Origin of the sequence: Pseudoalteromonas nigrifaciens (assembly GCF_002221505.1) — a bacterium.
In the GTDB taxonomy this organism is placed as follows: Bacteria; Pseudomonadota; Gammaproteobacteria; order Enterobacterales; family Alteromonadaceae; genus Pseudoalteromonas; species Pseudoalteromonas nigrifaciens.
Genome location: NZ_CP011036.1, coordinates 3445813 through 3470156 on the forward strand (window position 1 = coordinate 3445813; position 24344 = coordinate 3470156).

General features: G+C 40.2%; 18 protein-coding genes and 2 pseudogenes. 6 read left to right on the forward strand and 14 right to left on the reverse strand.

Annotated features, from left to right (window positions below; genetic code table 11):
• Nucleotides 1-5: 5 nt before the first annotated feature.
• Nucleotides 6-611: a PGAP1-like alpha/beta domain-containing protein gene (locus PNIG_RS16240; RefSeq protein WP_086993140.1), complete on the forward strand. Its 606-nt coding sequence runs from the start codon at nucleotides 6-8 to the stop codon at nucleotides 609-611.
• Here the strand turns inward: PNIG_RS16240 and PNIG_RS16245 are convergent.
• Entirely contained in the window at nucleotides 608-817 is a 210-nt protein-coding gene (locus PNIG_RS16245; RefSeq protein ID WP_011329578.1) for a hypothetical protein, read from the reverse strand. The genes PNIG_RS16240 and PNIG_RS16245 overlap by 4 nt on opposite strands.
• A 340-nt stretch (nucleotides 818-1157) precedes the next feature.
• Here PNIG_RS16245 and PNIG_RS16250 point away from each other — a divergent pair, with 340 nt between their 5' ends.
• Nucleotides 1158-1631 carry a Dps family protein gene (locus tag PNIG_RS16250; RefSeq protein WP_011329579.1) on the forward strand — a complete coding sequence of 158 codons (474 nt, stop codon included), beginning with the start codon at nucleotides 1158-1160 and terminating at the stop codon, nucleotides 1629-1631.
• A 104-nt stretch (nucleotides 1632-1735) separates the two neighbouring features.
• Here the strand turns inward: PNIG_RS16250 and PNIG_RS16255 are convergent, their stop codons facing one another.
• The 7 genes from PNIG_RS16255 to PNIG_RS16285 form a co-directional block, all read right to left on the reverse strand.
• Entirely contained in the window at nucleotides 1736-3814 is a 2079-nt protein-coding gene (locus PNIG_RS16255) for a S9 family peptidase (protein ID WP_089368895.1), read from the reverse strand.
• 218 nt (nucleotides 3815-4032) lie between these two features.
• On the reverse strand, nucleotides 4033-4599 hold the full coding sequence (locus PNIG_RS16260; protein WP_089368992.1) for a chitin-binding protein: 567 nt from the start codon (nucleotides 4597-4599) through the stop codon (nucleotides 4033-4035).
• Nucleotides 4600-4864: 265 nt separating this feature from the next.
• The gene (locus PNIG_RS16265) at nucleotides 4865-7990 is read right to left on the reverse strand and encodes an efflux RND transporter permease subunit (protein WP_089368896.1); all 3126 of its coding nucleotides are present in this window, start codon (nucleotides 7988-7990) and stop codon (nucleotides 4865-4867) included.
• An 11-nt stretch (nucleotides 7991-8001) separates the two neighbouring features.
• Entirely contained in the window at nucleotides 8002-9186 is a 1185-nt protein-coding gene (locus tag PNIG_RS16270; protein ID WP_089368897.1) for an efflux RND transporter periplasmic adaptor subunit, read from the reverse strand.
• A 147-nt stretch (nucleotides 9187-9333) separates the two neighbouring features.
• Entirely contained in the window at nucleotides 9334-10302 is a 969-nt protein-coding gene (locus PNIG_RS16275; protein WP_089368737.1) for an IS30 family transposase, read from the reverse strand.
• A 328-nt stretch (nucleotides 10303-10630) separates the two neighbouring features.
• A complete protein-coding gene (locus tag PNIG_RS16280; protein WP_089368898.1) occupies nucleotides 10631-11419 on the reverse strand; it encodes a PhzF family phenazine biosynthesis protein in 789 nt (262 codons plus the stop codon).
• A gap of 73 nt (nucleotides 11420-11492) precedes the next feature.
• Nucleotides 11493-12107, reverse strand: coding sequence for a PQ-loop domain-containing transporter (locus tag PNIG_RS16285; RefSeq protein WP_011329585.1), 615 nt, complete (start codon nucleotides 12105-12107; stop codon nucleotides 11493-11495).
• 283 nt (nucleotides 12108-12390) lie between these two features.
• On the opposite strand from PNIG_RS16285, the gene PNIG_RS16290 reads away from it, so the two are divergent.
• Together PNIG_RS16290 and PNIG_RS16295 are read left to right on the forward strand one after the other, a co-directional pair.
• Nucleotides 12391-13524, forward strand: coding sequence for a PepSY-associated TM helix domain-containing protein (locus PNIG_RS16290; protein WP_089368899.1), 1134 nt, complete (start codon nucleotides 12391-12393; stop codon nucleotides 13522-13524).
• Between the two features lie 86 nt (nucleotides 13525-13610).
• Nucleotides 13611-14339, forward strand: a pseudogene (locus PNIG_RS16295) (tetratricopeptide repeat protein); the annotation flags it as partial.
• A 71-nt stretch (nucleotides 14340-14410) separates the two neighbouring features.
• On the opposite strand, the gene istB reads toward PNIG_RS16295, so the two are convergent.
• Nucleotides 14411-15166 (reverse strand): IS21-like element helper ATPase IstB, encoded by a 756-nt coding sequence (gene istB / locus PNIG_RS16300; protein WP_024603886.1) that lies wholly within the window; start codon nucleotides 15164-15166, stop codon nucleotides 14411-14413.
• Between the two features lie 14 nt (nucleotides 15167-15180).
• The gene (gene istA, locus PNIG_RS16305; RefSeq protein WP_024600838.1) at nucleotides 15181-16725 is read right to left on the reverse strand and encodes an IS21 family transposase; all 1545 of its coding nucleotides are present in this window, start codon (nucleotides 16723-16725) and stop codon (nucleotides 15181-15183) included.
• Between the two features lie 208 nt (nucleotides 16726-16933).
• On the opposite strand from istA, the pseudogene PNIG_RS16310 reads away from it, so the two are divergent.
• Nucleotides 16934-17395: pseudogene (locus tag PNIG_RS16310) on the forward strand (tetratricopeptide repeat protein); the annotation flags it as partial.
• Between the two features lie 74 nt (nucleotides 17396-17469).
• Here the strand turns inward: PNIG_RS16310 and PNIG_RS16315 are convergent.
• The 4 genes from PNIG_RS16315 to PNIG_RS16330 form a co-directional block, all read right to left on the reverse strand.
• Nucleotides 17470-20301, reverse strand: a complete 2832-nt coding sequence (locus tag PNIG_RS16315; protein WP_089368900.1) for a TolB family protein — start codon at nucleotides 20299-20301, stop codon at nucleotides 17470-17472.
• Between the two features lie 118 nt (nucleotides 20302-20419).
• Nucleotides 20420-21955 carry a PH domain-containing protein gene (locus PNIG_RS16320; protein WP_089368901.1) on the reverse strand — a complete coding sequence of 512 codons (1536 nt, stop codon included), beginning with the start codon at nucleotides 21953-21955 and terminating at the stop codon, nucleotides 20420-20422.
• Nucleotides 21948-22481, reverse strand: a complete 534-nt coding sequence (locus PNIG_RS16325) for a PH domain-containing protein (protein ID WP_089368993.1) — start codon at nucleotides 22479-22481, stop codon at nucleotides 21948-21950. Before PNIG_RS16325 ends, PNIG_RS16320 begins: the two co-directional genes overlap by 8 nt.
• 44 nt (nucleotides 22482-22525) lie before the next feature.
• Entirely contained in the window at nucleotides 22526-23380 is an 855-nt protein-coding gene (locus tag PNIG_RS16330; RefSeq protein WP_089368902.1) for a D-hexose-6-phosphate mutarotase, read from the reverse strand.
• A 458-nt stretch (nucleotides 23381-23838) separates the two neighbouring features.
• Here PNIG_RS16330 and PNIG_RS16335 point away from each other — a divergent pair, with 458 nt between their 5' ends.
• Nucleotides 23839-24318: a MarR family winged helix-turn-helix transcriptional regulator gene (locus PNIG_RS16335; protein WP_011329592.1), complete on the forward strand. Its 480-nt coding sequence runs from the start codon at nucleotides 23839-23841 to the stop codon at nucleotides 24316-24318.
• Nucleotides 24319-24344: the final 26 nt, after the last annotated feature.

Sequence of the window (24344 nt, forward strand, 5' to 3'; positions counted from 1 at the left end):
GGCGTATGAAGGTTAAGCAGGTTATTGTTTTACACGGCTTATATATGTCTGGCTTTGTGATGCGCCCGTTGTGCTCTCGCTTAAAAAGTTCTGGCGTAAAAGTGTTAAACCTAACTTACAATACGCTCACTCCTAATCGCGATGCTATTTTTGCGCAAATAGATGAGTTTATAGGCGATCAGCCTTCGGCTTTTGTTTGCCATTCTATGGGCGGGCTTGTTGCTCGTGCGTATCTTGAGGCGAACTCGCCTGCAAGCCAACATGTTGAAAAAGTAATTACTTTAGGCACCCCACATAAAGGCAGCCATATTGCGCAAAAAATGCAGCAAAAAGGGTTTGAATCTTTTTTAAAAAATAGCGTAGAGTTTTTACTTTCTAAAAACGGTAATTGGCCTTTTAAAGCCAAACTTTACAGTATTGCTGGTGATTTACCCATAGGGCTTATGCCGCTTATTGTTAAAGGCAGTTGCTCTGATGGCACTGTATTACTTGATGAAACCAAGCTCAAAGGTATGGCCGAACATAAAGTGTTTCATTTAAGCCATACCAGTATGATTTACTCTCGCCAAGTACTCGATTATATTTTAGAGCGCTTAAACGAAGACGATTAATCTTCTGCCGCTGCTGCAATTTTATAACTAATTAAAAATATAATACCTAATACTAGTGGTATAGGTGCGGCTATATAACCAAAAGTATCAAAGTTAGCAAAGCTGGCACTGGCTAAATGCGCTATTACGCCAATTAAAAACACTACCACGGCGATACCCGTTACGATCAATTCAGCTTTATGTTGTTTAGCTGTTTTTGTGCTCACTTTATTTCTCCTAATGATTGCTACCTCCTTATTATGCGTTATCAAGTCGAATGATTTTTGACCTAAATCAATTAATGCGACAGCGGCGCACTTAACTTGTTTAAAGCTTGTTTTGGATCATGATTTGTAGTGTTGAAGATATATTTTCCCTTCAGGGGTGGTATTTTAATTAATCCGACCCATTACTATTAATGATCTATTTATTATTTTTATAAGTAATGTAAGTACACGATTTATTTAAGCTATTAATCCCATCTATTTAAATTATTTTACTAACGGCTGATGATAGGCAATACTCATTAGCAGTTAACGTTATTAACGGTTATTTAAGGAACAAGCTATGTCACAGGTAAATGCTATTGGTTTAAACAGTGCAAAAAGTGAAGACATTATTAAGTCATTAAACTCGCTACTGAGCAGCTATCAAATTCAGTACATGAACGCACGTGGGTTTCATTGGAATATTAAAGGCCGTAACTTTTTTGAACTACACATTAAGTTTGAAGAAATTTATAACTTATTGCTTTTAAAAGTAGATGAAGTTGCTGAGCGTATTTTAACGCTAGATGGTGCGCCACTGCATGCGTTTTCAGATTACCTAGAAGTAAGTAAAATTAAAGAAGCTAAAGGTATTAGCGACGGTGTAGCTGCAGTAGAGAACTTACTTGCAGGTTACAGTGTGTTGATTAAAATGCAGCGCGAAATTTTAAGCCAAGCAGCCGATGCAAACGACGAAGGTACAGCCGCGCTAATGAGTGATTATATTTCAGAGCAAGAAAAACTTGTTTGGATGTTAAAAGCTTACTTAGATTAATAAAAGTAAAATGCATTAACCGCTGTATTTAAGCAGCTATAAAATAAAAACATCGCCTACTTTACAGTGGCGATGTTTTTATTTGTGCACTTTTTAATTGTTGCCTAATTATTTAGTAAGGCGATAAAAAAGGCCATTTCGAGCGCTCTTTCTTCTAAGCTTTTAAAACGCCCAGATGCGCCACCGTGTCCGGCATCCATATCGGTTTTAAATACTAAAATATTATTATCGGTTTTTAGCTCGCGCATTTTAGCTACCCATTTCATCGGTTCCCAATATTGTACCTGTGAGTCGTGCAGCCCTGTGGTTATTAGCATATGCGGATACTCTTGCGCGCAAATATTATCGTACGGCGAATAGGCTGCAATTACATCATAAAATTGCGCATCGTTAGGGTTACCCCACTCGTCGTATTCGTTGGTGGTTAGCGGAATACTTTCATCTAACATAGTGGTTAGCACATCTAAAAATGGCACATGACAACCAACGCCACAATAAAGCTCAGGTGCTTGGTTTACCACGGCTCCCATTAATAAACCACCCGCACTGCCACCCGATGCAAATACTTTATTTTTATCGCCGTAACCTTGCTCAACCAGCGCTTTAGTAACGTCTATAAAGTCGTTAAAGCTGTTTTGTTTATGTTGTTTTTTACCTTGCTCGTACCACTGCCTGCCTAACATTTCTGAGCCGCGCACATGCGCAATAACGTACACAAAGCCGCGATCGAGTAAGCTTAATGATGTACTCGAAAAACTAGGATCAATAGTATAGCCATAAGCACCATAGCCATATTGAAACAACGGATTAGTACCGTCCTTTTTAAAGCTCTCTTTACGGTAAACAACAGATACAGGTACTTTTACGCCATCGCGTGCAGTTATCATTAGGCGTTCTGACTGATAATTATCGGCGTTAAAGTCTCCTAATATTTGCTGTTGTTTTAGTAAGGTTTTTTCGCCTGTAGTTAAATCAACATCGTATAGCGAGCCAGGCGTAGTTAAGCTTGAGTAGTAAATACGGGCACTGCGTGATTCTGGCTCTGGATTCATTGCTATGGCGGCGTAGTAGCAAGGATCTTCAAACGCTAATGTCATGCGTTCACCTTGTTTATTAACAACCACAAAACGGGCTTGCCCTTGCTCGCGCTCACTTAATACTAAAAAGTCGTTAAATAATTCAACACCTTCAAGCAGTACATCATCGCGATGAGCTGTGTGCTGCTGCCACTGGGTTTTGTCGACAATAGTTTGACTGGTTGCGGTCATTAAGCGAAAGTTTTTGGCTTGCCAATTCGTCACTATGTAAAAAGTATCGCCAAGCTTATCAACGTCAAATTCATGGCCTTCTTCGCGTGGCATTAATGCGTTGAACTCGCCGTTTGGCTGGTCAGCATCAAGTACCCAAGTGTCGTTAGTTTCGGTGCTGGCTAAATCAATAATAATAAGGCTTTCGTCGCGACTTTTGCCCAGCCCCATAAAAAAGCTGCTGTCTTGCTCTTCGTACACCATTACATCTTGGCTTTGCTCTGTACCCAGCACGTGCCTAAATACTTGGTAACCTAATAATGTTTTTAGATCTTTTTTAACGTAAAAAACCGTTTTATTGTCGTTAGCCCAAACCACTTGGCCTTCGGTGTTTTCTAACTTATCGGTGAGCATTTCGTCAGTGGTTATATTTTTAAAGTGCACGGTATAAATACGACGCCCTTCAGTATCTTCTGAGTACGCCATTAATTGCTCACACGGGCTCAGTGCTACTTCGCCTAGCTCAAAAAATTCAAATCCGGCCGCTAGCTTATTTACATCTAATAAAATTTGCTTATCGCTAGTACTCATATCACTACTGCGATAATGACGAGAATATTCGTCATCGCCACGCACTTCAGAGTGATACCAGTATTTGCCATCTTTAACCGGTACTGTATTGTCGTCTTTTACAATACGGCCCTTTAGCTCTTCAAAAAGAATGTTTTGCAATGGCTGCATTGGCGCTAATTGCGCTTCACAATAGCTGTTTTCAGCATGTAAATGCGCTAATACATCTTTATTTTGACGTTCGTCATCACGCATCCAATAGTAATTATCGATACGTGTTTTATCGTGTGTGTTAAGGGTATAGGCTTGCTTTTCAGCAATAGGGAAGCTTGGCAGCAAGGCCAAAGAAAAATCAGAAGTAGACACAAATAAACCGATTAAAAAATAACAATATTTGTCAGTTTACCATAAAAATAAAAAAGCCCACTCATTGCTGAGCGGGCTAAACGGTATAAGTACAATTACTAAAATTTCTGCAATTTTTATTGTTGTCTTTATACCTTGGGAAGAGAGCACCTCAAGAAGAATATCTTAAGAAAAACACCTTGAGAAATAATTCCAATTCAAAACTGTATACAAGCTATTTATTTTACTTGCTGCCAAGCCATAGCCCAGCTTTTACCCACACCGGGTTCAAACATGGCACTTTGCTCACCATTAACACGGCAATATTCACTAAATGGCCATGCTTTACACTGATAAATATGCCCTGTTTTGGGCTGCAATACTTTTATGCCCGCATTATAGTTATCGCCACCAGCGGGATAAACGCTATCGTATTCTGCGCTATTTTCTATTACCGACACATTGCGTTTAGTCAAACAATTAAAACTAACATCCGCTTTACAAATACCGCTTGATTCTAGTGCAAATATTTGATTATAACGATAAGCAACTACTAGCCCTGTATCGGTCATGCGCCCTGCGCTAACTAAGGGAACATGCACATTAATATATTCTGCTATTAGGCGCGGCCACGCATTAGGCCCTCCCTGCTCAGATACCGTCACTTCATAACTAAATGATAAATCGACTAGCTCTCGTTGCATGTCATAAAAGGTTACTACTACAGAATCGCCAATAGATAATTGGACATCCTGATTTAAGCAACCTATTGGTGTCCATTTTCCACAGACCAATGACGTATGCATAAACACAGCAACACCTTAAAATCCAAACCTTGCATTGGTAATACACAAATACACAGCCAAGACATTTAGAGCAATAAACAAACAAATGTAAACTAAATATTAGCTCAGTTTATTAATAAGATGAAGATTATAATTCGCAAGCTTGCAACAATCAAACAAAAGAATGTAACCAGAATTTAAATCTAATACTTAAGCTCTATATAAAACAAAAAAGCCAACCTAATTCGGTTGGCTTTTTACTTTGCTGCTTACTAACAATGCTATTTTAAATTGTAGCTTTAGTGGTTTTTTTACTAAACGGGCGTTTAAATAACGCGCCTATATCCGTTAAAATAATATATAAACACGGTACTAAAATCAGTGTTATTAAAGTAGCAAACATGACAGCAAAGCCCAGCGCCACTGCCATTGGGGTAACAAATTTAGCTTGTAGGCTGGTTTCAAACATAATAGGTAATACCCCTGCAAAGGTAGTAATTGAGGTGAGTAATATAGCTCTAAAACGCGCACAGCCTGCCTCAATAACGGCATCTTTAATACTTACGCCGTTACGGCGCACTTGGTTTACATAATCGGTCATAACTAGGGAGTCGTTTATTACTACCCCTGCGGCGGCTATTAAACCAAAGCCCGACATTAAACTAATATCTAAACCAAACCAATAATGCCCCCAAATAGCCCCCGTTAAGCTAAACGGAATAACCGACATAACAATAAGCGGTTGCGAGTAACTTTTTAATGGCACGGCCAGTAAAATATAAACGAGGATCATGCCGCCAATAAAAAACATCATTTGCTCACTTGCTTGCGCTTGTTGCTCCTCTATTGCGCCACCAAGCTCAGATTTAACTGTAGGGAACTCATCTTTAAGCTGCGGTAATAAGTTCTCTTTAACTTGTTTAACTACTTCGCCTGGCTCTATTTGTTCTTCGTCGATGTTGCCATATACATAAACTGTACGATAGCCTCCTTCACGGCGAATATAACTAATGCCTGGTGTTTCGGTTAGCTCAACTACATCACCGAGTAATACCTCACGCCCTTGTGGTGTGGTGATCACTGCATGTTTAAGTGATGAAAATGCTTCGCGAGTAAGCTTAGGGTAACGAACCATTACACGTACTTCTTCGCCGTTTCTGATCACGCGCTGCGCTTCACCACCATAAAAGCTAGCACCTACTTGGGTGGCAACACTCGAAAGATCTAAACCTAAGTCGTAAGCAACCGGTTTTAAGCTCATTTGCACTTCTTTACTAGCAGGATCAATGGTCGAGCTAATATCAAACAAACCTTTTTGTTGCTGCAGTAATTGAATAAAACGACGCCCTGCACTATTTAGCGTGTCTATGTCTGAGCCATACAATAAATAGCCAAACTCACCATTACCGTTGGCACCGCCGCCGCCAGCATCATCTTGAATAGTTAACGACTTAACGCCAGCTATGGTTGGCATAGCCTCACGCCAACGACGCGATAACTCAAAGGCGTTATACGGACGCAAGTCTTCATCAACTAATGGCGCTAATAACTGTGACTCTGTTCTACCTTGGTTAAATACCAAGATATCGCGGATCATTTTTTTACCAAATTCACGCTCGGTTGCTTCATCAACTTGCAGCACCATAGCTTCAATGTCGCGAATAGCTGCAATGGTTTGTATGTCTGAAACATTGTCATTCATTTCTACGCGTATTTGTGGAAAGTCGTGCGGTACTTTAGGGGTGGGTACAGTACGTACTTTGTTTGAGGTAATTAACCCAACGCTAAGAATAAGCATTGCTATAAATGCAAACATCACCGTCCAGCGCCATTCTACGCAGCGCACTATAAAACGTTTATACGGGCCATTTACAAAGCCAAAAAAACGGGTATTAAAGCGATCGCGCCAACTGCCTTTTTTAATAGGTGCAAAGTGCGTATGAGCAATATGCGCCGGTAAAATTAGTTTTGATTCAACCAAACTAAATACTAAGCACAGCATTACCACTACCGCTATACCGTAAAAAAACGCGCTTTCTGGGCCGCTCGATAAGGTAAATGGTGCAAACACTGCAATTGTGGTTAATACGCCAAAGGTCGCAGGCGTTGCAACACGATTAGCGCCGCGCACTACGCTTTCAACGCCACCACCACTTCTTTCTATTTCGGTGTAGGCGCTCTCTCCTATGACTATGGCGTCGTCCACCACTATTCCCAGCACCATAATAAACGCAAACAACGAAATAATATTAATACTAATACCAAATACCGGCATCATCATCATTGCACCTAAAAAGCACACTGGCAGCCCTAGCATTACCCACAGCGCCAGTTTAAAACGCAAAAATAACGACAACATAATTGCCACTAAAATAGCGCCCTGAAACAAGTTAGCTTTCATCATATCAAGGCGAGCATTTAGATAGTAAGTCATATCCATTAATGGCTCTAACCGTATACTGGGCGGCAGCTGATTATTTTTTTGTTCTATAAATGCTTTAACCGACTCAGCAACCGGGATCATGTTTTGCTCTTGGGTTGCTTTAACCGAAAGGTACACCGCATTTTGCCCATTAAACTTAAAGTAGCGCTCACCTTCAGTAAATTGGTCTTTAATTATGGCAATATCTTGCAATAATACTTTTGCGCCGTACTCGCCAATTTTTACCGGTATTTTTCGAAACTCTTCGCCGCTATAAAATTGATTTTCTACGCGTACCGAAATAACCCCCGAGTCAGTTTTTAGCTGCCCTGCCGAAAAGTTAGCTGAATATCTGCGTACTGCATTCATTACATCGCTTAAGGTTAAGTTATATTGGCGCAGCGTATCGGGTTCAATTTCAATGGCTATTTCATCAAGTGGCACATCGTTAACAACTAGCGATACATTAGAAAGCTGCAATAACTCACTCTCTATTTGGTTTGCAATTGGCTTAAGCTCGCTCAGTGGCAGGTCGGCTACTAAGGTCATGCCTATTACGTCTTGTCTAAACTCTACTTGGCTAATTGTTACCGGCTCCATACCGCCAGGAAACGTGGCTATACCATCTACGCGAAGTTTTACTTTATCGAGCACGTCGGTAAGTTTAACGTCAGTATTTATTTCTAAGCTCGCACGGCCACCATTACGAAACGCACGATACACGCCTTTTTTAATTTCGGTTACATCCTTAAGCGACTCTTCTATTTTTATGAGAATGCTTTCTTCTATTTCTTGTGGCGATGCACCTGGATAGTTAGCTTCAATATTAATGTAGTTAATTTCTACATTAGGAAACATTTGGCGCTGAATAGTAAAGTAACTAATAATCCCCATTACAATGATAAAAAACATCATTAAATTGGCAGCTACCGAATTCTTTGCAAAGTAGGCAATAATACCCGTTTGTTTTTGCTCTATTGGTTCATTCATATTTTGCTGCCTTACAACTGCTGAGTATTAGAGTTGCTTGTCTCTGAGCTTTCAGTTGCGCTGTTAGTACTAGTACCAGCCACTTTTACTTCCATGCCCTTTTGCGGATACTCTGGCAAGGTAACAACGAGTTTATCGTCTGCATTTAAACCGCTGTTAATATAAAAAAACTCACCTTCTTCTCTAATAACCGTTACTTTGCGCGGCTCAAGTTGCTGCTGCTCATTTACTATCCATACCGTTTGATTATTCACTAATGCTTGCGGTAAACGGTAAATGTTACTGAGCATAGCGCCTGCAAAACTTACCTGTACGTAGCTGCCAAATTTAATTGCTGGTTGTTTGCTTTTTAAACCGTAAGGGTCGTCAATTCGCACCACTAAACTACTCATGCGGGTAGCACTATCTACAATACCTAAATCGCGGTCTATTACTGCTTCACGAGTAAAGCTATTTAGTCCTTTTTGAATCACTGTTGCAGTAATACCTTTAATTCGCTCTGGTAAAAAAATACTATCAAAGCCGGCAATAGGAATGATCACCTCTGCGGTTTCTATGTTATTAAGTTCGGCCACTTGCGAACCCATAGATACAAACTGACCCACACCAATATTACGACTAATAACGAGCGCATCGTATGGCGCAGTTATTTCGCAATTTTCTAAGTCACGTTGCGCACGTTTTAAGGCAGCTTGCGCCGATTTAACCGACGCTTGTGCACTCAAAACTTGTGGTTTACGTAAAAATAAATCTGTACGGGCCTTACCAGGAAAGCGTGTTGCTTCGTCTGCTGCTACTTGCGCTTGTGCTTGTTCTTCAATTAAGCCTGCTTGTGCGCGTGCAAGCTCAGCTTCAGCCATTAAAACGGCTGCTTGGTAATTATCTTTTTCAATAGTAAATAGGGTTTCGCCACGGCCAACTACACCACCGGCAATAAAGTTAGGGTGCCAACTTAATACCTCACCCGACACCTGCGCCGACAATTGGGTATTTTCAAGCGGCTTTACTTCACCGTAACTATTAATAATAACCTGATGATTATTTGCCAAAGCACTTTCCACTTTAACGGTAGGGCGTGTATCTACTGGTTTTTTTTCTGCTGATTCTTCTGCAATAGCGTTAATTCCCATAAAGCTCACTATGCCAATGGCAAGTGCAACAAAAGGAAAAACCCATTTAAGTATTCTTGTTTGCATAACTTAATTACCTCAAAAACTCACTAACAACATAATAACAGAGCTTAACCAAATATTAACGACGCATTTGTAAGTAACTATTTCTAAAATAACTCTCAATTAATAAAAAGAATAACAACGCGGATTCAAATCTGAAGTGCATAACGTTTAGGCGGCTTTAGCCGCCAAGTGATCCTGCATCAATTTTGCAGGCGTTTCAAATCCAAGTGTCTTCCTCGGACGATTATTAAGTTGCTCAAGTACTGGTATAACTTGCGCTGGTGTTACCGCCTTAAAATCGGTGCTCTTCGGCCAATACTGACGTAGTAATCCATTCGTGTTTTCATTCAATCCGCGCTCCCATGAGTGATAAGGGTGAGCAAAATAAACAGGAACACTTAAAGCCTCTGTGATTTGCTCGTGATAAGCGAACTCTTTTCCATTGTCAGCCGTGATGCTATGAAGCGCTGACCTATATGGCCTTAATAGCTCTATCGTCGCCGTAGTGACGGCTTGTGCTGTTTTGCCTGCCACCTGAGTTGATACAGTGAATTGGGTAACCCGCTCTACAATGGTAACAAGGGCGCCTCGATGACCTTTACCTATGACGGTATCTATTTCCCAATCTCCGATACGACCTTTCTCATCAACTATTTGTGGGCGCTCTTCAATGCTAACGCGATTTTTTATTTGCCCTCGGTTTGTTTTACCATGACTGCGCTTGTGATATTTCTTACCGTGTCGGCGCAGATGTAGGTATAACTCACCACCTGCTTTTTTATCTTCCCAGATATACAGATAAATGCATTCATGGCTGACAGACAGTTCACTTTCTTTGCGTAACCATCCCGTTATTTGTTCAGGACTCCACTTCTCATTAAGCTTCTGGGTAATTAAAGCTATCATTTCAGGTGTCATCTTAAGCGGTTTTCTTACACTTCTTCGGCGAAACAAAGCCCGCTCATGAGCTTGTTTGTGTCTGTAACCTCGCTTACCTGTATTTCTAGAAAGCTCTCTTGAAATCGTAGATTGCGATAAATTAGTTAGCTCAGCAATACTTTGTTGCGTAAAACCGCTTTTCTTTAGAACGGCGATCTGGCATCTTTGCGCATAGGTCAGTTGTTTGTAATGTCTCATTGTAAAATCTCTTGCCGGAGAAAAAGCAGTTAGTTTATGAGCAACTGACCACTTAATCTAGCCAAAACAAGTTATGCACTTACAATTTGAATCTAGGCAAGTAATACTATAGAGAAATTAAAGCTGTAATTTTTAAGTTTATAAATCAATAACTTTAAACAAGAATAAATAATAGAGGCGCGGTTTGGAGTAATAAGTATATAGTGGCGGCTGCGTCGCCTGTGCTAACTTTCAAAAATTATATTTTTAAATAAAAGCGTTTTATTCGCAGCGCAAGAGTAATAGCATGGTTTATTTATACACAATTTAGAAAGTATGTAGCGCTTTGCTAAATAAAAATAGTGCCGGTTAAATACCTTACCGCATGCCCTGTGATCGTTACATATGTATCACCAACATCGCATAGTAACTGCCCGCCGCGGCTCGAAGCCTGATAAGCGCTTAACGTAGTTTTACCCAATTGCTGAGCCCAATAAGGGGCAAGGCCGGTATGAATAGAGCCTGTTACATAATCTTCATCGCCACCGCTTGCAGGCCAAAAGTAGCGAGACACAAAGTCGTATTCATCTCCAGGTGCGCTGGCAACCACATCGAGCGGAAATAATGTTTTTAGTAACTGCGAATCGGTTTTAAGCTGAGTTACATCTTGCTCATTATCGTAAATAGCAAAATAAGCTTGGCGGTTTTTTAGCACTTTTGTGGGTGCTTTTGATAAACCATTTAGCAGTGCAGAAGGGGCATTTAATACAACAACCGGTGCTTGTTTTGGAAAGGTCATGGCAAAGCTACCATCGCTATTTTTATTAACGACTAACTCGCCCACGGCAGCAGCATAAAAACGCACTTGCGCTAAATTATGCTGCTCACAAAGCACATAAGCAGCTGCCAGTGTGGCATGGCCACAAAAGTCAATTTCCATCAAAGGTGAGAACCAGCGAATAGCAAAGCTGCCATCGCTTTGCTGGCAAGTAAAAGCGGTTTCAGACACGTTGTTTTCTGCGCCAATTTTTAGCATTAAATCGTCGCTTAACCATGTATCTAGGGGGATCACTGCGGCATAATTGCCTTTAAATAATTCATTAGTAAACGCATCTATTTGATGAATAGTTAATTGCATGGTTTAAACTTTATAATTACGAATAGCTTAAACCTGCCACAGTTAAATTAAATTATCACTACTATTTTAAACGTTATACCGTATTAGGGCGCATTTTATAATATTGAATGCAACCAAGCTGCGCAGCGTTGGTGAGTAAAATCATCACAAACGTTAAAATATGCGCAATACTTTGCGTAGCCATAGCAAACTCGGCAAATAAACCACAAATACCCGCCACAAACTGCAAACTAAAATAACGTGCACTTAAATTACTAATATCACCACTGCGAATAGTTTTATACGTTTGTGGCATTACACGCACCGAGCTCATTACCAAACCAACAAAGGTTAACCACGTTAGTACCTTAGCTGTATCAAGTACTGGGTTAGCTAATAACGTAAATGGAATAAGCGAAAAAGCCAACATACACAGTAACTGAACACGCTCTTTTCGCTCAGCATTATAACGCGCAAAATAGTATAAAATAGAACCACTTAATATACCTGTTACTATAAATGGCAGCGCCATATAAAAGCGCTCAAAATACAGATTAAAGGCAATAAAGTACGTACTTTGTGCAACACCAAAGGTCATCATCAACAGCGATAAACCCGACACGCTGCGATTTTTACGAATTTTATTTAGCAGTGGTAAAAAACTAAAGACTAAAATAAATGAAGACAATACAGGCAGAAAATGTGCCAAAGCAACCTCGCTCGTTACGTAAGTGTTAATAGGAATTAAAATGGAAACATATAATAAACATATGTTTTTAAAGGATTTTATATTATAGCGGCATTGTAGTGGCGACTAGATTTTACTCAACTAAATTGAAAATATTTTTTTAGCAGCTGGCAACTTAGCTATACAAAAATCGTTAGCTTAAGTTCACGCTTTTGCTGTTTTTAGCATAACCATCTGCAAAACTTGAATTGCAATTGATAATTGTTATCATGCGCAATACTTGTCATCTTTTCTTGCTTTATATATGCGAAAAACACTGTTTAAAATTCATAGCTGGGTTGCCCTTATTGCTATCATCCCCCTTATTGTTATTAGCATTACAGGGAGTGTTTTAGTATTTAAAAGCGAAATAGATGGCCTGCTAATGCCAAATAGCCACTTTGTGGTAAAAGCATTACCTGAGCGACTACCTATTGATAAGTTAATCGCTAAAACAGAGCGTACTTACCCTAATTATATAGTAGTTAGTTGGGAAATATTTAACGATGATACTGCTGATCGGGTTTACTTAATAAAGCGCGGTACAGAGCAATGGGCTAAGTTACATTTAAACCAATACACAGGTGATATTTTGTCAGAGCCTGTGGGTACCAGCCATTATTTCACCGATTGGTTTTTAGAGCTGCATTACACCTTTTTACTTAACGATTTTAAAAATTTACCAGGGCAAACGGGCACTGTATTAGGGTTCTTTTTTGCGGTGTTTTTACTCGTATTGGGTATTAGCGGCCTGATTATTTATCGCAAATTTTGGCGACGCTTATTTAGCGTACGCTGGCGTGCAACACTACAAATAGTGCTTAGCGACATTCATAAAATGACCGGCGTGTTAGGCTCACCCATTATTATTATTTTAGCCATTACTGGCGGCTACTTTAACTGGGCTGTGTGGTATCACGAAGTGATAGAACACGCACAAGAAGAGCATTATGTACTAACCAACCCCTTATACAGTCACGACATTTCGTTGCAGCAAATACTCGATGACAGCAAAAAACAAATCTCTACTTTTAACGGTACTTTTTTAGTTTTGCCATTAGAGCCAGACGAAAACATTACCTTATTTGGTGAAGTAAGCACAACCAATCCGCTGGCTAGTGAATACGCCAATACAATTACTTACAGTAAGCTAACTGGCGAGCACATGGCTAACTGGGATATTCGCGAAGTAGGAATTGGCTGGCAAGTAATTGATAGCTTTAGAAAGCTCCACTTTGGCTACTTTGCAGGGCTTGTAAGTAAGGTGCTGTGGGCTGTTATTGGCTTAAGCCCTGTATGGCTTGCAGGTACTGGCTTTTATTTATGGCTTACCCGACGTGCACGCAAAAAGCAGTCACGACAAAACCGTTTAAATAAACGCCGCACAGCAAACCCTTGATTAAAAAATAAACTCATTATAATGTTAGGTAAAGTAGTAATTAACTCTATTTAAGCTACTTACTTTTGTATCAATGGAGTGAGTTTATGAAATTTTATACGCTTGTGATAATTACTATTTTTTCATTAATAACCGGCTGCAGCAGTACTAACAATCAAAAGCAAATACTGCAAACTATACCGCTTACACAAGTAATTAATCATGCTTTATTTAGCCAGCAACCCACTTTATCTGAACAAGCTATTTTTGAGCTGTCTGAGGTCGAGACAGAGCAGTTTTTAGCGTATGCCAAAAAACAGCTATTATCTGGGATTCGTACCGATAGAGTTGTTTATAATTACCTTGAAAACCAACTAACTAACTTTACATATCACGGCGATACACTCACTTCTACACAAACAGTTAATCGAGCGCAAGGAAACTGTATTAGCCTAGCGGTGCTTACCCAAAGCTATGCTCGCATTCTTGGTTTAGATACGAGTTTTCAAGAAATGACCAGCGAGCCTGTTTACGCAAAAGAAAGTAACTTAGTGTATGTAGCTAACCATTTTAGAACTATGGTTTATGCCCCTAAAGAAATAGGTACCGCTAAAAATATAAATCCAATAAGCACAATAACAACCCGCGCAGGTACGTTAATCGACTACTTCCCAACTCGAGACAGTGTTTACTCAGGTAGTGCTAACCATAATGACTTACTCGCTAAGTTTTATAGCAATTTAGCCGCTAGCGCATTAGCAAACAAACAATTAAACATGGCATATTCTCTTATTTTGCAAGCTAATAACTACACCCCTAAAGATCCTTGCGTATTCCGGTGATGGTGAACACCGATTCCGGTTTTATCGTGAACACTTAAATTCCACGCATTGGGTTCATGACATTTTTAACCTAAGTGTTCACGATGGTCAATTTTAGATTGAATTTTTCTCATAGACTCCCCCTTTAATTTTATCCGATGAGCATTGTGCATTAGTCGATCTAAAATGGCATCGGCTAAGGTATTATCGCCGATGGATTGATGCCATTCTTCGGTGGGTAATTGACTGATGATGGCGGTTGATGAACTGCCGTGCCTATCATCCATGATCTCCATTAAGTCATTTCGTTGTGCCGCTTTAAGTGGCTCAAGCCCCCAATCATCTAAAACGAGTAAGTCGATCTTAGCGAGTGACTGTAACATTCGACTGTAAGTGCCATCTGCTTTGGCTTGTGTCAGCGCAAGCATCAACCTTGAGAGTCGGTAATATTTAACGCTGTAGCCTTTCATGCATCCTGTATGCGCAAGCGCACAAGTGATATAGGTTTTACCGCTACCGCAAGGGCCTGTGATGAGTAAGTTTTGTGATTTATTCAGCCAATCACATTGCAGTAGCGATGCCATCATCGATTGATTGAGACCTCGCGGGTGATGATAATCTATGTCTCTGGCGTTAGCGGCTAATTTAAGTTTTGCCGCTTTAAGTAAGCGTTGTTGTTTTCGGCTCTCTCGGTCTTGGGCTTCACTGTCTGCTAGCAGTTGTAGTCGCTCATCGAAGGACAACCCTTCATAAGTACTTGGTTGTTCTATTTGGCTCACTAAGGCGTTGGCCATACCACTGAGTTTGAGTTGACGAAGCTGAGTTATCGTTTGTTCTAACATAGAATTTCCTTACCTTAATGGAAGCTTTTAGGACCACGGATATTTTCATGGGATTGTGGCAATAACGTCGACGGCTCTTCTTGCGTTCGCGGCAATTTATCTTGGTTGCTACTGAGTATGTCTTTGATATGTTTTAACCGATATAAACTGTATTGATTGGCTATCGCACAGGCGTTATTGAGCCGATCGGCGGGATAGCTTCTTGATAGGTTGAGTAAGCCTAAGCACACACGATACGCTTGTTCTTCATGTTGTTTCTGTGCCAATTGTGCTTTCACCCAGAGCAAAACGTCATCTCCAATATCTTTCGCCCAATTCATTAAACGCCCTGGTGACCATTTATGATGCTTCTCATGCTTTACAGGCATGTGCTCGGATGTGGTGGTCATGCCCGGATGATATTTTCTCGGGTGACTGGTGATGCGTTTATGCTTGAAATAAGCCTCAATCAAGTTGTCTTTGGCATGAAGTTCAAGCTTTTCACCCACCAAGTGATGGGGTACCGAGTAAAGATGGTTATCATACTGAACGTGATAATCAATATTCACTTTGACGTGTTTAATATCCGTGAATTGATAAGCTAGTTTGGGCATGGGCGCGAGGGCGGGTTTGTCGATTGACTCGAACCATGATTGTCGTGTCCCACTCAGTTGCTTAAAGGGCTTATTATTGACCTCAAGCAGTAAGGCTTTGATGCAATGGTTTAGCTCAGCTAATGAGAAAAAGGTTTGGTGTCGTAACTTGGCGAGTATCCAGCGTTCAATGATTTGCACGCCCACTTCGGCCTTGGCTTTATCTTGTGGTTTTCTGGGACGAGCAGGCACAATCACGGTGCCATAATGCGCGGCCAATTGCTGATAACTCGGGTTAACATCAGGGTCGTAGCGACACGCTTTACTGACACCACTGCGTAAATTATCGGGGATAACCATGTCAGGTATACCGCCGATAAATTCAAATGCTCGCACGTGACTGCCGATCCAGTCGGGTAGACTTTGGCTCCAGGTTGCTTCACAAAATGTATAATTTGATGCGCCCATCACCGCCACGAATATCTGGGCGAACTTCACTTCACCCGTCGCATTACAAACAATGGGCATCGTTTGACCCGCATAATCGACAAAGAGTTTTTCTCCTGCTTTATGCACTTGTCGCATCGAACGTTTTTGCTTTTTAAGCCAGGTCATATAGCGATCGCAGAACTGAGAATAGCTGTAACAACGATTCGGATATTGCTGAGTATATTCTTCCCAGAGTAAGTTCTTGGTGACGCCTTTGCCCGTTAATTCTTTTCGAATGGCTGGCCAATCTGGCACTTCAAATCGCTGGGATGGCCGAGTGTCGGCGCGAGGATAGAACTGACTAGCAAGCACAGAATCATCAAGCTCGTCGGGCAGTGGCCAACTTAACGATAAAGCTCTGGCTTTAGTGAGTAGTTTTTGAATACCACCGACACTGATCTTAGTGCTGGCACTTATTTTTCTGACACTGAGTTGGGCAGCAAAATGTAGCCTCAACACTTCTCGAATTTTACGCATTGTGATCCTCTTAGTCGCCATATCCCTTCCTCAGTAATACAAAAAGGAAATAGCTTAACAAAGTAATTAATAATCAATGCGTTGAAATTGTACTGGTTTGGTGTGAACACCGATTCCGGAAAATCAGTCAAAAGTGTTCACGATAAAACCGGAATGAGCGTTCACGCTAAAACCAGAACGGGTGTTCACGATGGGCCGGAATCACTGTTCACGATGCTCCGGAATATGCAATCCTGAGCTATTTAACTTAGCAGGCATATTACACCGCCATGCTGGCGACTTACAAAGCGCGAAAAATATTTATCAAGCAGCATTAAATAACAATTATGCGAGCATAAATTTAATTAGTAACTATCAATTATTAGCTCAAAAGCTTGGTGATACTCAGCTTGCGCAGCAGTTATCTTTACAACTAATAAATATAGAAAAAGATCCTTATGAGTTATTAGTACTGGCTAAAAATGAGTTACAAACAGGAAATATTTATAGCGCTAACAAACATGTTGAGCAAGCAATAGTAAAAGCACCGTATATAGCCGATCTGTATTTAGAGCTGGCGAAAATACGCTTTCAGCAAGGTAAAACTCAACAAACACAAAGCTTACTCGAAAAAGCCATCGAACTTGAACGCGACAAACAAAAGCTTAATGTGTATCAAGCTAAGTTACTGTCGTTAAGTATGACAAAGTAAATGTGGGTTTTACGGCACTTAAATCGCCGCTCAAACCCCGTTATTAATTATTTTTACCTTTGCTTTTAAGAACGCTAAAGCGAATAATAAAAACTTAACCACGCGCGCATCTCATCTGCAAAGCTATCGCCTTCTACGCGCGATAAGCCCAAATTAAACGTTAAATCATTTATACCTGCAGGCCCCATCCCAAAGCTAAGATCACCTTGATATTTTAAGCCGTAACTTTGTGCATATACCATGCTATCAAGTTGGTGTTGCTTGTAATAAAGCCAAGGTAACCCCTCTTTAAAGCTAAACCCAGCACCATAACCTTGATAACGCTTTGCAGTTGCACTGTAAAAAGGCAGCTCAGATGAAAGTACAAATTCGCTACTTTGTTGCTGATTAATCAGGTTTGAGCCAAAGCCACCTAATGCAAGGCTGCCATCATCACGTTGCTTTTGCTCAAGGCTTGCATAAAGAGGAATACCAAATGCTTTACCAAAAATTTGGGCGGCTAAATCGTAACCTTGCCAATTATTACTTTTGCTGCTGCCATCGTACCAGCTCGCATAAGTACTTTGGCCTATAACAAAGTCTTGGCGGTCATATTGCCAGCTTTGAGTAACGCCTAAGCGCGTCCAGTTTTTATGGTTTTGTTTGTAGTCAGTGTAATTATAAGCAAGCTCTGGCGTTAAGTTTAACTGCCCAAATTTAAGAGGGTAACTTATTGCAGCAAAACCACCGCGCGCAGTAATATCGGCGCTTAAGCTTGTTTGATTTAAGGATTTATATTGGCGTGCTGTATTTAAATTATAATCAAACACGCTAAGTTTGAATTTTACTGGTAATGCACTGTATTTTGCCTGCACAAAACCACCATGCAAAGCACCATTGTGCAAGTCGGCGCTATACCCTGCCTGTAAGTCGAGCTGTTTTAATAAATCGCTACTTTTAACCCCTAAATTCAACAAACTGGTTGCAGCCGAATAATACTGCGCGCCTAGTGCAAAAGTGGCTTGTTGCTCAAGTGCATTGTAGCTACTTTGTGTGCCTACTTGGTTAGTGTAAATGTTAGCTTTTGGAAGTGTGTGTTGATTAACCATAAGCAGTGGCGCATGTTTAGTGGTTGCAATATCACTAACCATATTCCCTTGGTGTGTTTTCGCTAGTTGTTTTATATTGGGGCCATCTGCGCTAATCGAGAAATAAAGTAATGAGCCATCAGCCATTTCAACGGGATGTGCAACCGCTTCTTGCCCTTGAGTTAGTTTAGTGAGTGTTTTGCTTGCAATATGATAACTATAAATATCGGTAGCGCTATTTAAGCCAGCAATAAAGTAAAGCGACTCTCCATTTTGGCTAAAACTTGGTTGGCTTAAATATTGATACCCGTTTGGCATAGCCACTGATTGACGGTGCTCACCATCCGTATTTTGTATATATAATTGCCAATTTTCGTTTAAAGATGCTGATAAGTAAGCTAATTTAGTTTCATCAGGGTTTAATATTGGGTAGTCATACGCCGTTTTTAAACTTTTATTAAATAACTCAGTGACGACTTTAGTGGTTAAATTTACTTTCACTAATTCTGAGTAACCACCTCTTACTTGCTCAGCATATAAGGTTTCACCATCGCTGGTTACGCTAAAACGGCGAATACCTGCAAGCTCGGTAAGCTGCTCTATATTGCCGGTTTCAGTGTTGTAGCTAAAAACATCAGAAACACGATTATAACTCCCCGATTCCTCAGTACTAAAAGCACTAAAGTAAAGCGTGGTATTATTAATCCATTGTGGGTTAGCTATGCCTGCTCGGTTAATTTGGTTAAGCACTTGTTTTTGCTCACGCTTAAATACACCAGGTGCAGTGTCAGCAATATCTAGGGGATCATTTTCTAATAGCTTTTTTTGTGCTTTATTAAAGCTATTTTCGGCTTTAGTATTTTGCTCTGTGCTGTACACAATAAGCTTAGTGTTATCGTTTTTATCACGCTCTACAATTGCCAGCTTACTGCCATCTTTTGCAAGCGCAGGGTTACTTGCATATAAACTAAGCTGTAGCCACAGCTCACTATTAAGCTTAGGTTCTAATTGCTCTTTGGCCATAGCTTTGTAAGTGTATTCAGCTACAAAACGGCGGTACAGCTTAGCGGCACTTTGCCCAAACACGCCGCTAAATGCTTGATCAAAATCACGCACTTTTACGCCTTGCATGCGTGTCCAAACGCTATCGAGCGTTTGCTCTGAATAGTTTTGCTCTAACCAATTTAAAAAACGGCTACCAATTAAATACGCCATGGAGCTGGCCATAAAGCCACCTTCGGTACTATTTAACTGTGAGTAGCTGGGCAACGCTCCTTGCTGGGCAAACTCTACTAATATTGCTTCTGAGTAGTTATCAAATAAGCGCCCACGACCGGTCATTTTAGATTCAATTAACGTGGCATAACCTTCGGCAACCCAACGAGGGGTATTGCTGTAAGTTAGATCGTATAGATCCCATAGACTGCGTATTTTTTGCTGCCAGTTATTACGTGTTGGCTGTGCTAAATGCACTAAGTGAATGTACTCGTGCAATACCAATAACTGCTGCCAACCTGAGGTATTTGATATAACAGTATCTGATTGTGGCGGCGTGGTAAAAAGTGCCATTATCGGGTTATTTGAGGTAGGTAGCGCAAAACCATTCGCTGCATTTAAGGGATCAAACACCACTACATCTACAGTTTTATCGAGTGCGCGGTTTTGTTGCTCAAGCACTTTGGTACGTACTATTTCGAGCTCTACAGCAGTCGATTTGGCAAAGTCGGTATGCTCAATACTGTAATGCACATTAAAGTGCTCGGTATGAATGGTTTGCCAGTCGTTGCCATAGCTCGGCGCGGTAAGTAATAAAGCCGCTGCGATAAGTGTTTTTTTCATTATAGTCCCTTAGATGATCCCTTAACTGCACCTAGGTTATTACTAATTACTTTTAGTTGGCAGTAATAAAGTGTAATAAAACATGTGCAACTATAAACTACACATGCTTTTAGTAGAGCTACATCCAGCTACGGGGATCAGATTCAACCTGCATAAGTGTAAAATCAATTATAAAGTCAGCATCTTGCTGCTTTATATAGGGCATAAAAGCGTAACCTGAGGCGAGTTGTATATACACACTTTTTAACCCTGAGCGACGCATTAAGTAGGTACTTATACTACGGGCACTTTGTGTTTTATACAGTTCAAACACCCGATAATGTACGCCAATCAAGCCTTTGCGCACCACCATATAATACCGGCCATTTTCTTCATGTAAGTAATAGCCATAACGCTGATACGACAAGGTAACTAAACCAGCAAATGCAACAAATACACCTAAACTAAGCCACATATTAAACTCAGCTACTAAGCAAAAAACAAATACTAATATGCTCGGTAAAAGCGCATAAAAAACTAAGTTTTTATATAGTAGTGCGCGCTCTGCGCCTGTAAATGCGAGGTTTTTGCTATTAAACCAAGGATAAATCCATTGGCAAACACTGTTTACTTGTGCCGCGTTTAATACCGGTAAGAGCAAGGTTTGTTTATTATTTTTAGCAGCAACGCCTGCTACCATACCACCACTGCTCGCTTGCAAGCATTCAACGGTAAAGCGTTTTAATAGTCGGGCAACTAAGTTTTGTTTTATAACAATTGATTGCACCTTATCTAAGCTCATAGATAACTGATGGCGCTCTAATAAGCCAGCAATGCGTTTAAACTTTTGTCCTTTAAAATACAGCTCGTAGTTATAAAACCGAATCAACGACATGCCAACCGATAACAACACCGCAATAATAACCAACAAAACAATTAAGGTGATCACCGCAAACATGGCAGCATTGGCCACTATACCTAGCTCTTGCTGGTAAAAGCCCTCCATTTTAGCAATCAGCTTTTGCTCTAAAAAATCGATAACAACATTTATAAATGGCGCAATAGCTGCAAAGGCTAAAATAGCCATATTTGATATTAAACCAAACTTAGCAATTTCTTTATTGCTAATAAATAGACTGCTTTGTGCTGTTACTTGGTGATCTACATTGTCAGTTACAGTATCTTGCTGCTGGGCTTTGTAAGCAAAAATTTGTTTACGCATTTGTTGTGCGTGTTCTTTGGTTATTCCCGGCAGTACCACTTCTTGCGCTACGCTACCTGCGGCATCAAAAATACAATTTACTAAGTTAATAGGGGTAAAATAAAACGGCTCAGCAATATTTACGTTTTGTACGCGAGCAAATTTAAGGGTTAAACGCTCTTTTTTAAATACGCCTTTTTTGAGTAAAATTTCGTGTTCTTCAGAAATACAAAAACGAAAGCTTTTATAATATAAAAAAGAGTAAATAAGCAAAGCAACAAGCGCGACGGCTCCGGCAATTTGTCCCCAAAATAGTTTGTTTTCAACTTGAGTTACAAACACAATCGTAATAGGTAGCAAATTAAATATGCCATCTCTTATAACTCGCACCATAAAATGGACAACAAAATACACTAACGCCCAAGGCGATACAGCTTGCCAATGTAAACTACTTGCGCTACCAGCGTTACTCATCTGCAGGGGTTGCTTGTGCGATGTTATCGTCGTTGCGGTAGTTTTGTACAAACTGGCGCATATTTTTACAATCGTCGTGAGTTAAGCCGCTAATTTGCAGGTCGGCGCTCATGCCACCAGCGCTGTATAGCTTTAAACTCGCTAAGCCGAGTTTGCGCTCAATTGGTCCGCGGTGCACCTCAATATGCTGTACTCGCGCTAGCGGCAAAATAATTATTTGCTGCCAAATAATTCCCTTTTTAAACGCGATATCGTGGGTGCGCATTGCTACCCCTTGCAGCTTTATACTCACTACATTATAAAACATTGATAATATGATAATTATTGGCATGCCAATCAACAAATACGTTTGCGCTAGATTAGCAAAAGCAGCATTTAAGTAACACGCCACCACTAAGCCGGTTATTAAAGGAATATAAAACGCCAGCCAATTAAGTTGCACATGCAGCAAAGCGTTAGCCGCCAATGGCTTAAACTCAATATTACTATGTTGTGGTAAGTTGGTTATTTGTTGATTATTAAACACCATATTATTGTTTAAACTCACTATTACTTATATAAATACAAGGCTCAACTCAGCCATTTAATGATGGTAATTAAGGTATGGCTTTGTTTTGGCGCGAGCGTAACGGCATCATTTAATACGTTGGCTGCTTCAAGGCAAAGCATGTTGTTATATTCAGTATTAGCAAAGTTAGATAAACGCTTTGATTTTTCTATCCATGGATTCCACAATACGCAAGAGCTGGAATTTTCTCGGCCCACACTAATTATACCCTCGGGAGTATTAATGGTTTGCACTGGCGCTGCTTGGGTATAAACCATGTCGGTTTCGCGGGCAAAACTAACCACATCACTTTGCATTACTGGAGCTTCGCCAAATTCACTATATTGCGCACCTTGCAAACCATCAACGCTGGTATTGTTAATATCTGATGTTGGAAAATAAGTATGCAGCGCTTGCGAAAAGCTAAACGGTGTATTGCTTAAATTTGTGGTTGTTAAGCGCACTTGTAACTGCTCGTTTAGTACAAACTCAACTCGTAAGCTTGATTGATGCGGCCAATAATCAAGATTAACTAGTTTCATGGGTAATTTGAGGCTAACAATAACTTCGTATTCGGTTTCATGCACTTCATCGGCCTGCCACAAACTCGTTCGAGCAAAACCATGCGCCGGAAAATCGCTGTTATCGTGTGCTCCAAACCAAGGCCAACAAATTGGGATACCGCCGCGAATACTGGCATTTTCTTGGAATGTTTCTTCTTGAGATACCCATAACAATGGCTGCTTACCTTTTGGGGTAAACTCGGTAATTTGCCCGCCTTGCAAAAATATTTTTGCATCGCAATGGCTGCTATTTATATTAATAAATTCTAAACCGGTATCAGTATGACAAATACTAACGGAAGGTGATAACTTCATATTATTTCCTATAATGCTGGCACGTAGTGTTAAATGTGCACCTAAATAGTCAAGTAAGCTTATAAATCATCTACATAATAAGCGAAATAATTTAAATATCGATCGCTTTATTTTCATTCGGTAATACCTGCAAAGTATTTATAAATAATTACTTTGTACTAATACTTATTTATAAATGTCATCTGCAACAAATTAGCAATACTTATAAATTGATAAAAAAAACTCATTATCTATACTCTAAAGGCTTAAAGGTATACTACAGCCATTAGCGAATAAAACACTACAGACATAGATTAAAAATTAAAAATTAAAAAACACAAATTTTAATTACTGCTCAAACTAATAAAAACCACAAAAAGCAGGCTAAAATGCAATATATCATTTGAATTCAATTTACTTGATGTGTAACATTTCGCGATTATGGCAAACCATTGCGCCCTTTTAACGAGATTAGCTAAATGCAAAAACATAACGAGTTATTAGTTTCTTTACGTAAAGTGATTCGTGCGATCGATTTACACTCTAAGCAACTGAATAAAACTTCAGGCTTAACTGGGCCACAACTGCTTATAATGCAAGAGGTTTCCCATACAGATGGGATAACAGCAAGCCGTATAGCTCAAAATGTAAATTTAAGCCCGGCAACCGTTACTAATATTCTTGATAGGATAGAAGGTAGAGACTTAGTAACTCGGGTACGTAGCCAAATGGATAAGCGTCGAGTGAGTTTATACCTCACCGATAAAGGAAAGGAGTTACTTGATAAAGCACCGCAACCACTACAAGAGCATTTTATTGCTAAGTTTTCGGCACTTGCAGAGTGGGAGCAGAGCCTATTACTGTCGTCAATGCAGCGCATTGCCGCAATGATGGATGCAGATAAACTTGATGCATCGCCTCTGTTAGAAGTGGGGGCGCTTACTCAAGCTCCTAAATAATAAATTTACACAGGATGTGCTTTTAC

Excerpts from the sequence above, each read along its gene's own strand:
- PNIG_RS16240 (WP_086993140.1), top strand. The coding sequence starts at position 6 with ATGAAGGTTAAGCAGGTTATTGTTTTACACGGCTTATATATGTCTGGC.
- PNIG_RS16250 (WP_011329579.1), top strand. The coding sequence starts at position 1,158 with ATGTCACAGGTAAATGCTATTGGTTTAAACAGTGCAAAAAGTGAAGAC.
- PNIG_RS16260 (WP_089368992.1), bottom strand. The coding sequence starts at position 4,599 with ATGCATACGTCATTGGTCTGTGGAAAATGGACACCAATAGGTTGCTTA.
- PNIG_RS16265 (WP_089368896.1), bottom strand. The coding sequence starts at position 7,990 with ATGAATGAACCAATAGAGCAAAAACAAACGGGTATTATTGCCTACTTT.
- PNIG_RS16270 (WP_089368897.1), bottom strand. The coding sequence starts at position 9,186 with ATGCAAACAAGAATACTTAAATGGGTTTTTCCTTTTGTTGCACTTGCC.
- PNIG_RS16275 (WP_089368737.1), bottom strand. The coding sequence starts at position 10,302 with ATGAGACATTACAAACAACTGACCTATGCGCAAAGATGCCAGATCGCC.
- PNIG_RS16280 (WP_089368898.1), bottom strand. The coding sequence starts at position 11,419 with ATGCAATTAACTATTCATCAAATAGATGCGTTTACTAATGAATTATTT.
- PNIG_RS16290 (WP_089368899.1), top strand. The coding sequence starts at position 12,391 with ATGCGAAAAACACTGTTTAAAATTCATAGCTGGGTTGCCCTTATTGCT.
- istB (WP_024603886.1), bottom strand. The coding sequence starts at position 15,166 with ATGTTAGAACAAACGATAACTCAGCTTCGTCAACTCAAACTCAGTGGT.
- istA (WP_024600838.1), bottom strand. The coding sequence starts at position 16,725 with ATGGCGACTAAGAGGATCACAATGCGTAAAATTCGAGAAGTGTTGAGG.
- PNIG_RS16315 (WP_089368900.1), bottom strand. The coding sequence starts at position 20,301 with ATGAAAAAAACACTTATCGCAGCGGCTTTATTACTTACCGCGCCGAGC.
- PNIG_RS16320 (WP_089368901.1), bottom strand. The coding sequence starts at position 21,955 with ATGAGTAACGCTGGTAGCGCAAGTAGTTTACATTGGCAAGCTGTATCG.
- PNIG_RS16330 (WP_089368902.1), bottom strand. The coding sequence starts at position 23,380 with ATGAAGTTATCACCTTCCGTTAGTATTTGTCATACTGATACCGGTTTA.
- PNIG_RS16335 (WP_011329592.1), top strand. The coding sequence starts at position 23,839 with ATGCAAAAACATAACGAGTTATTAGTTTCTTTACGTAAAGTGATTCGT.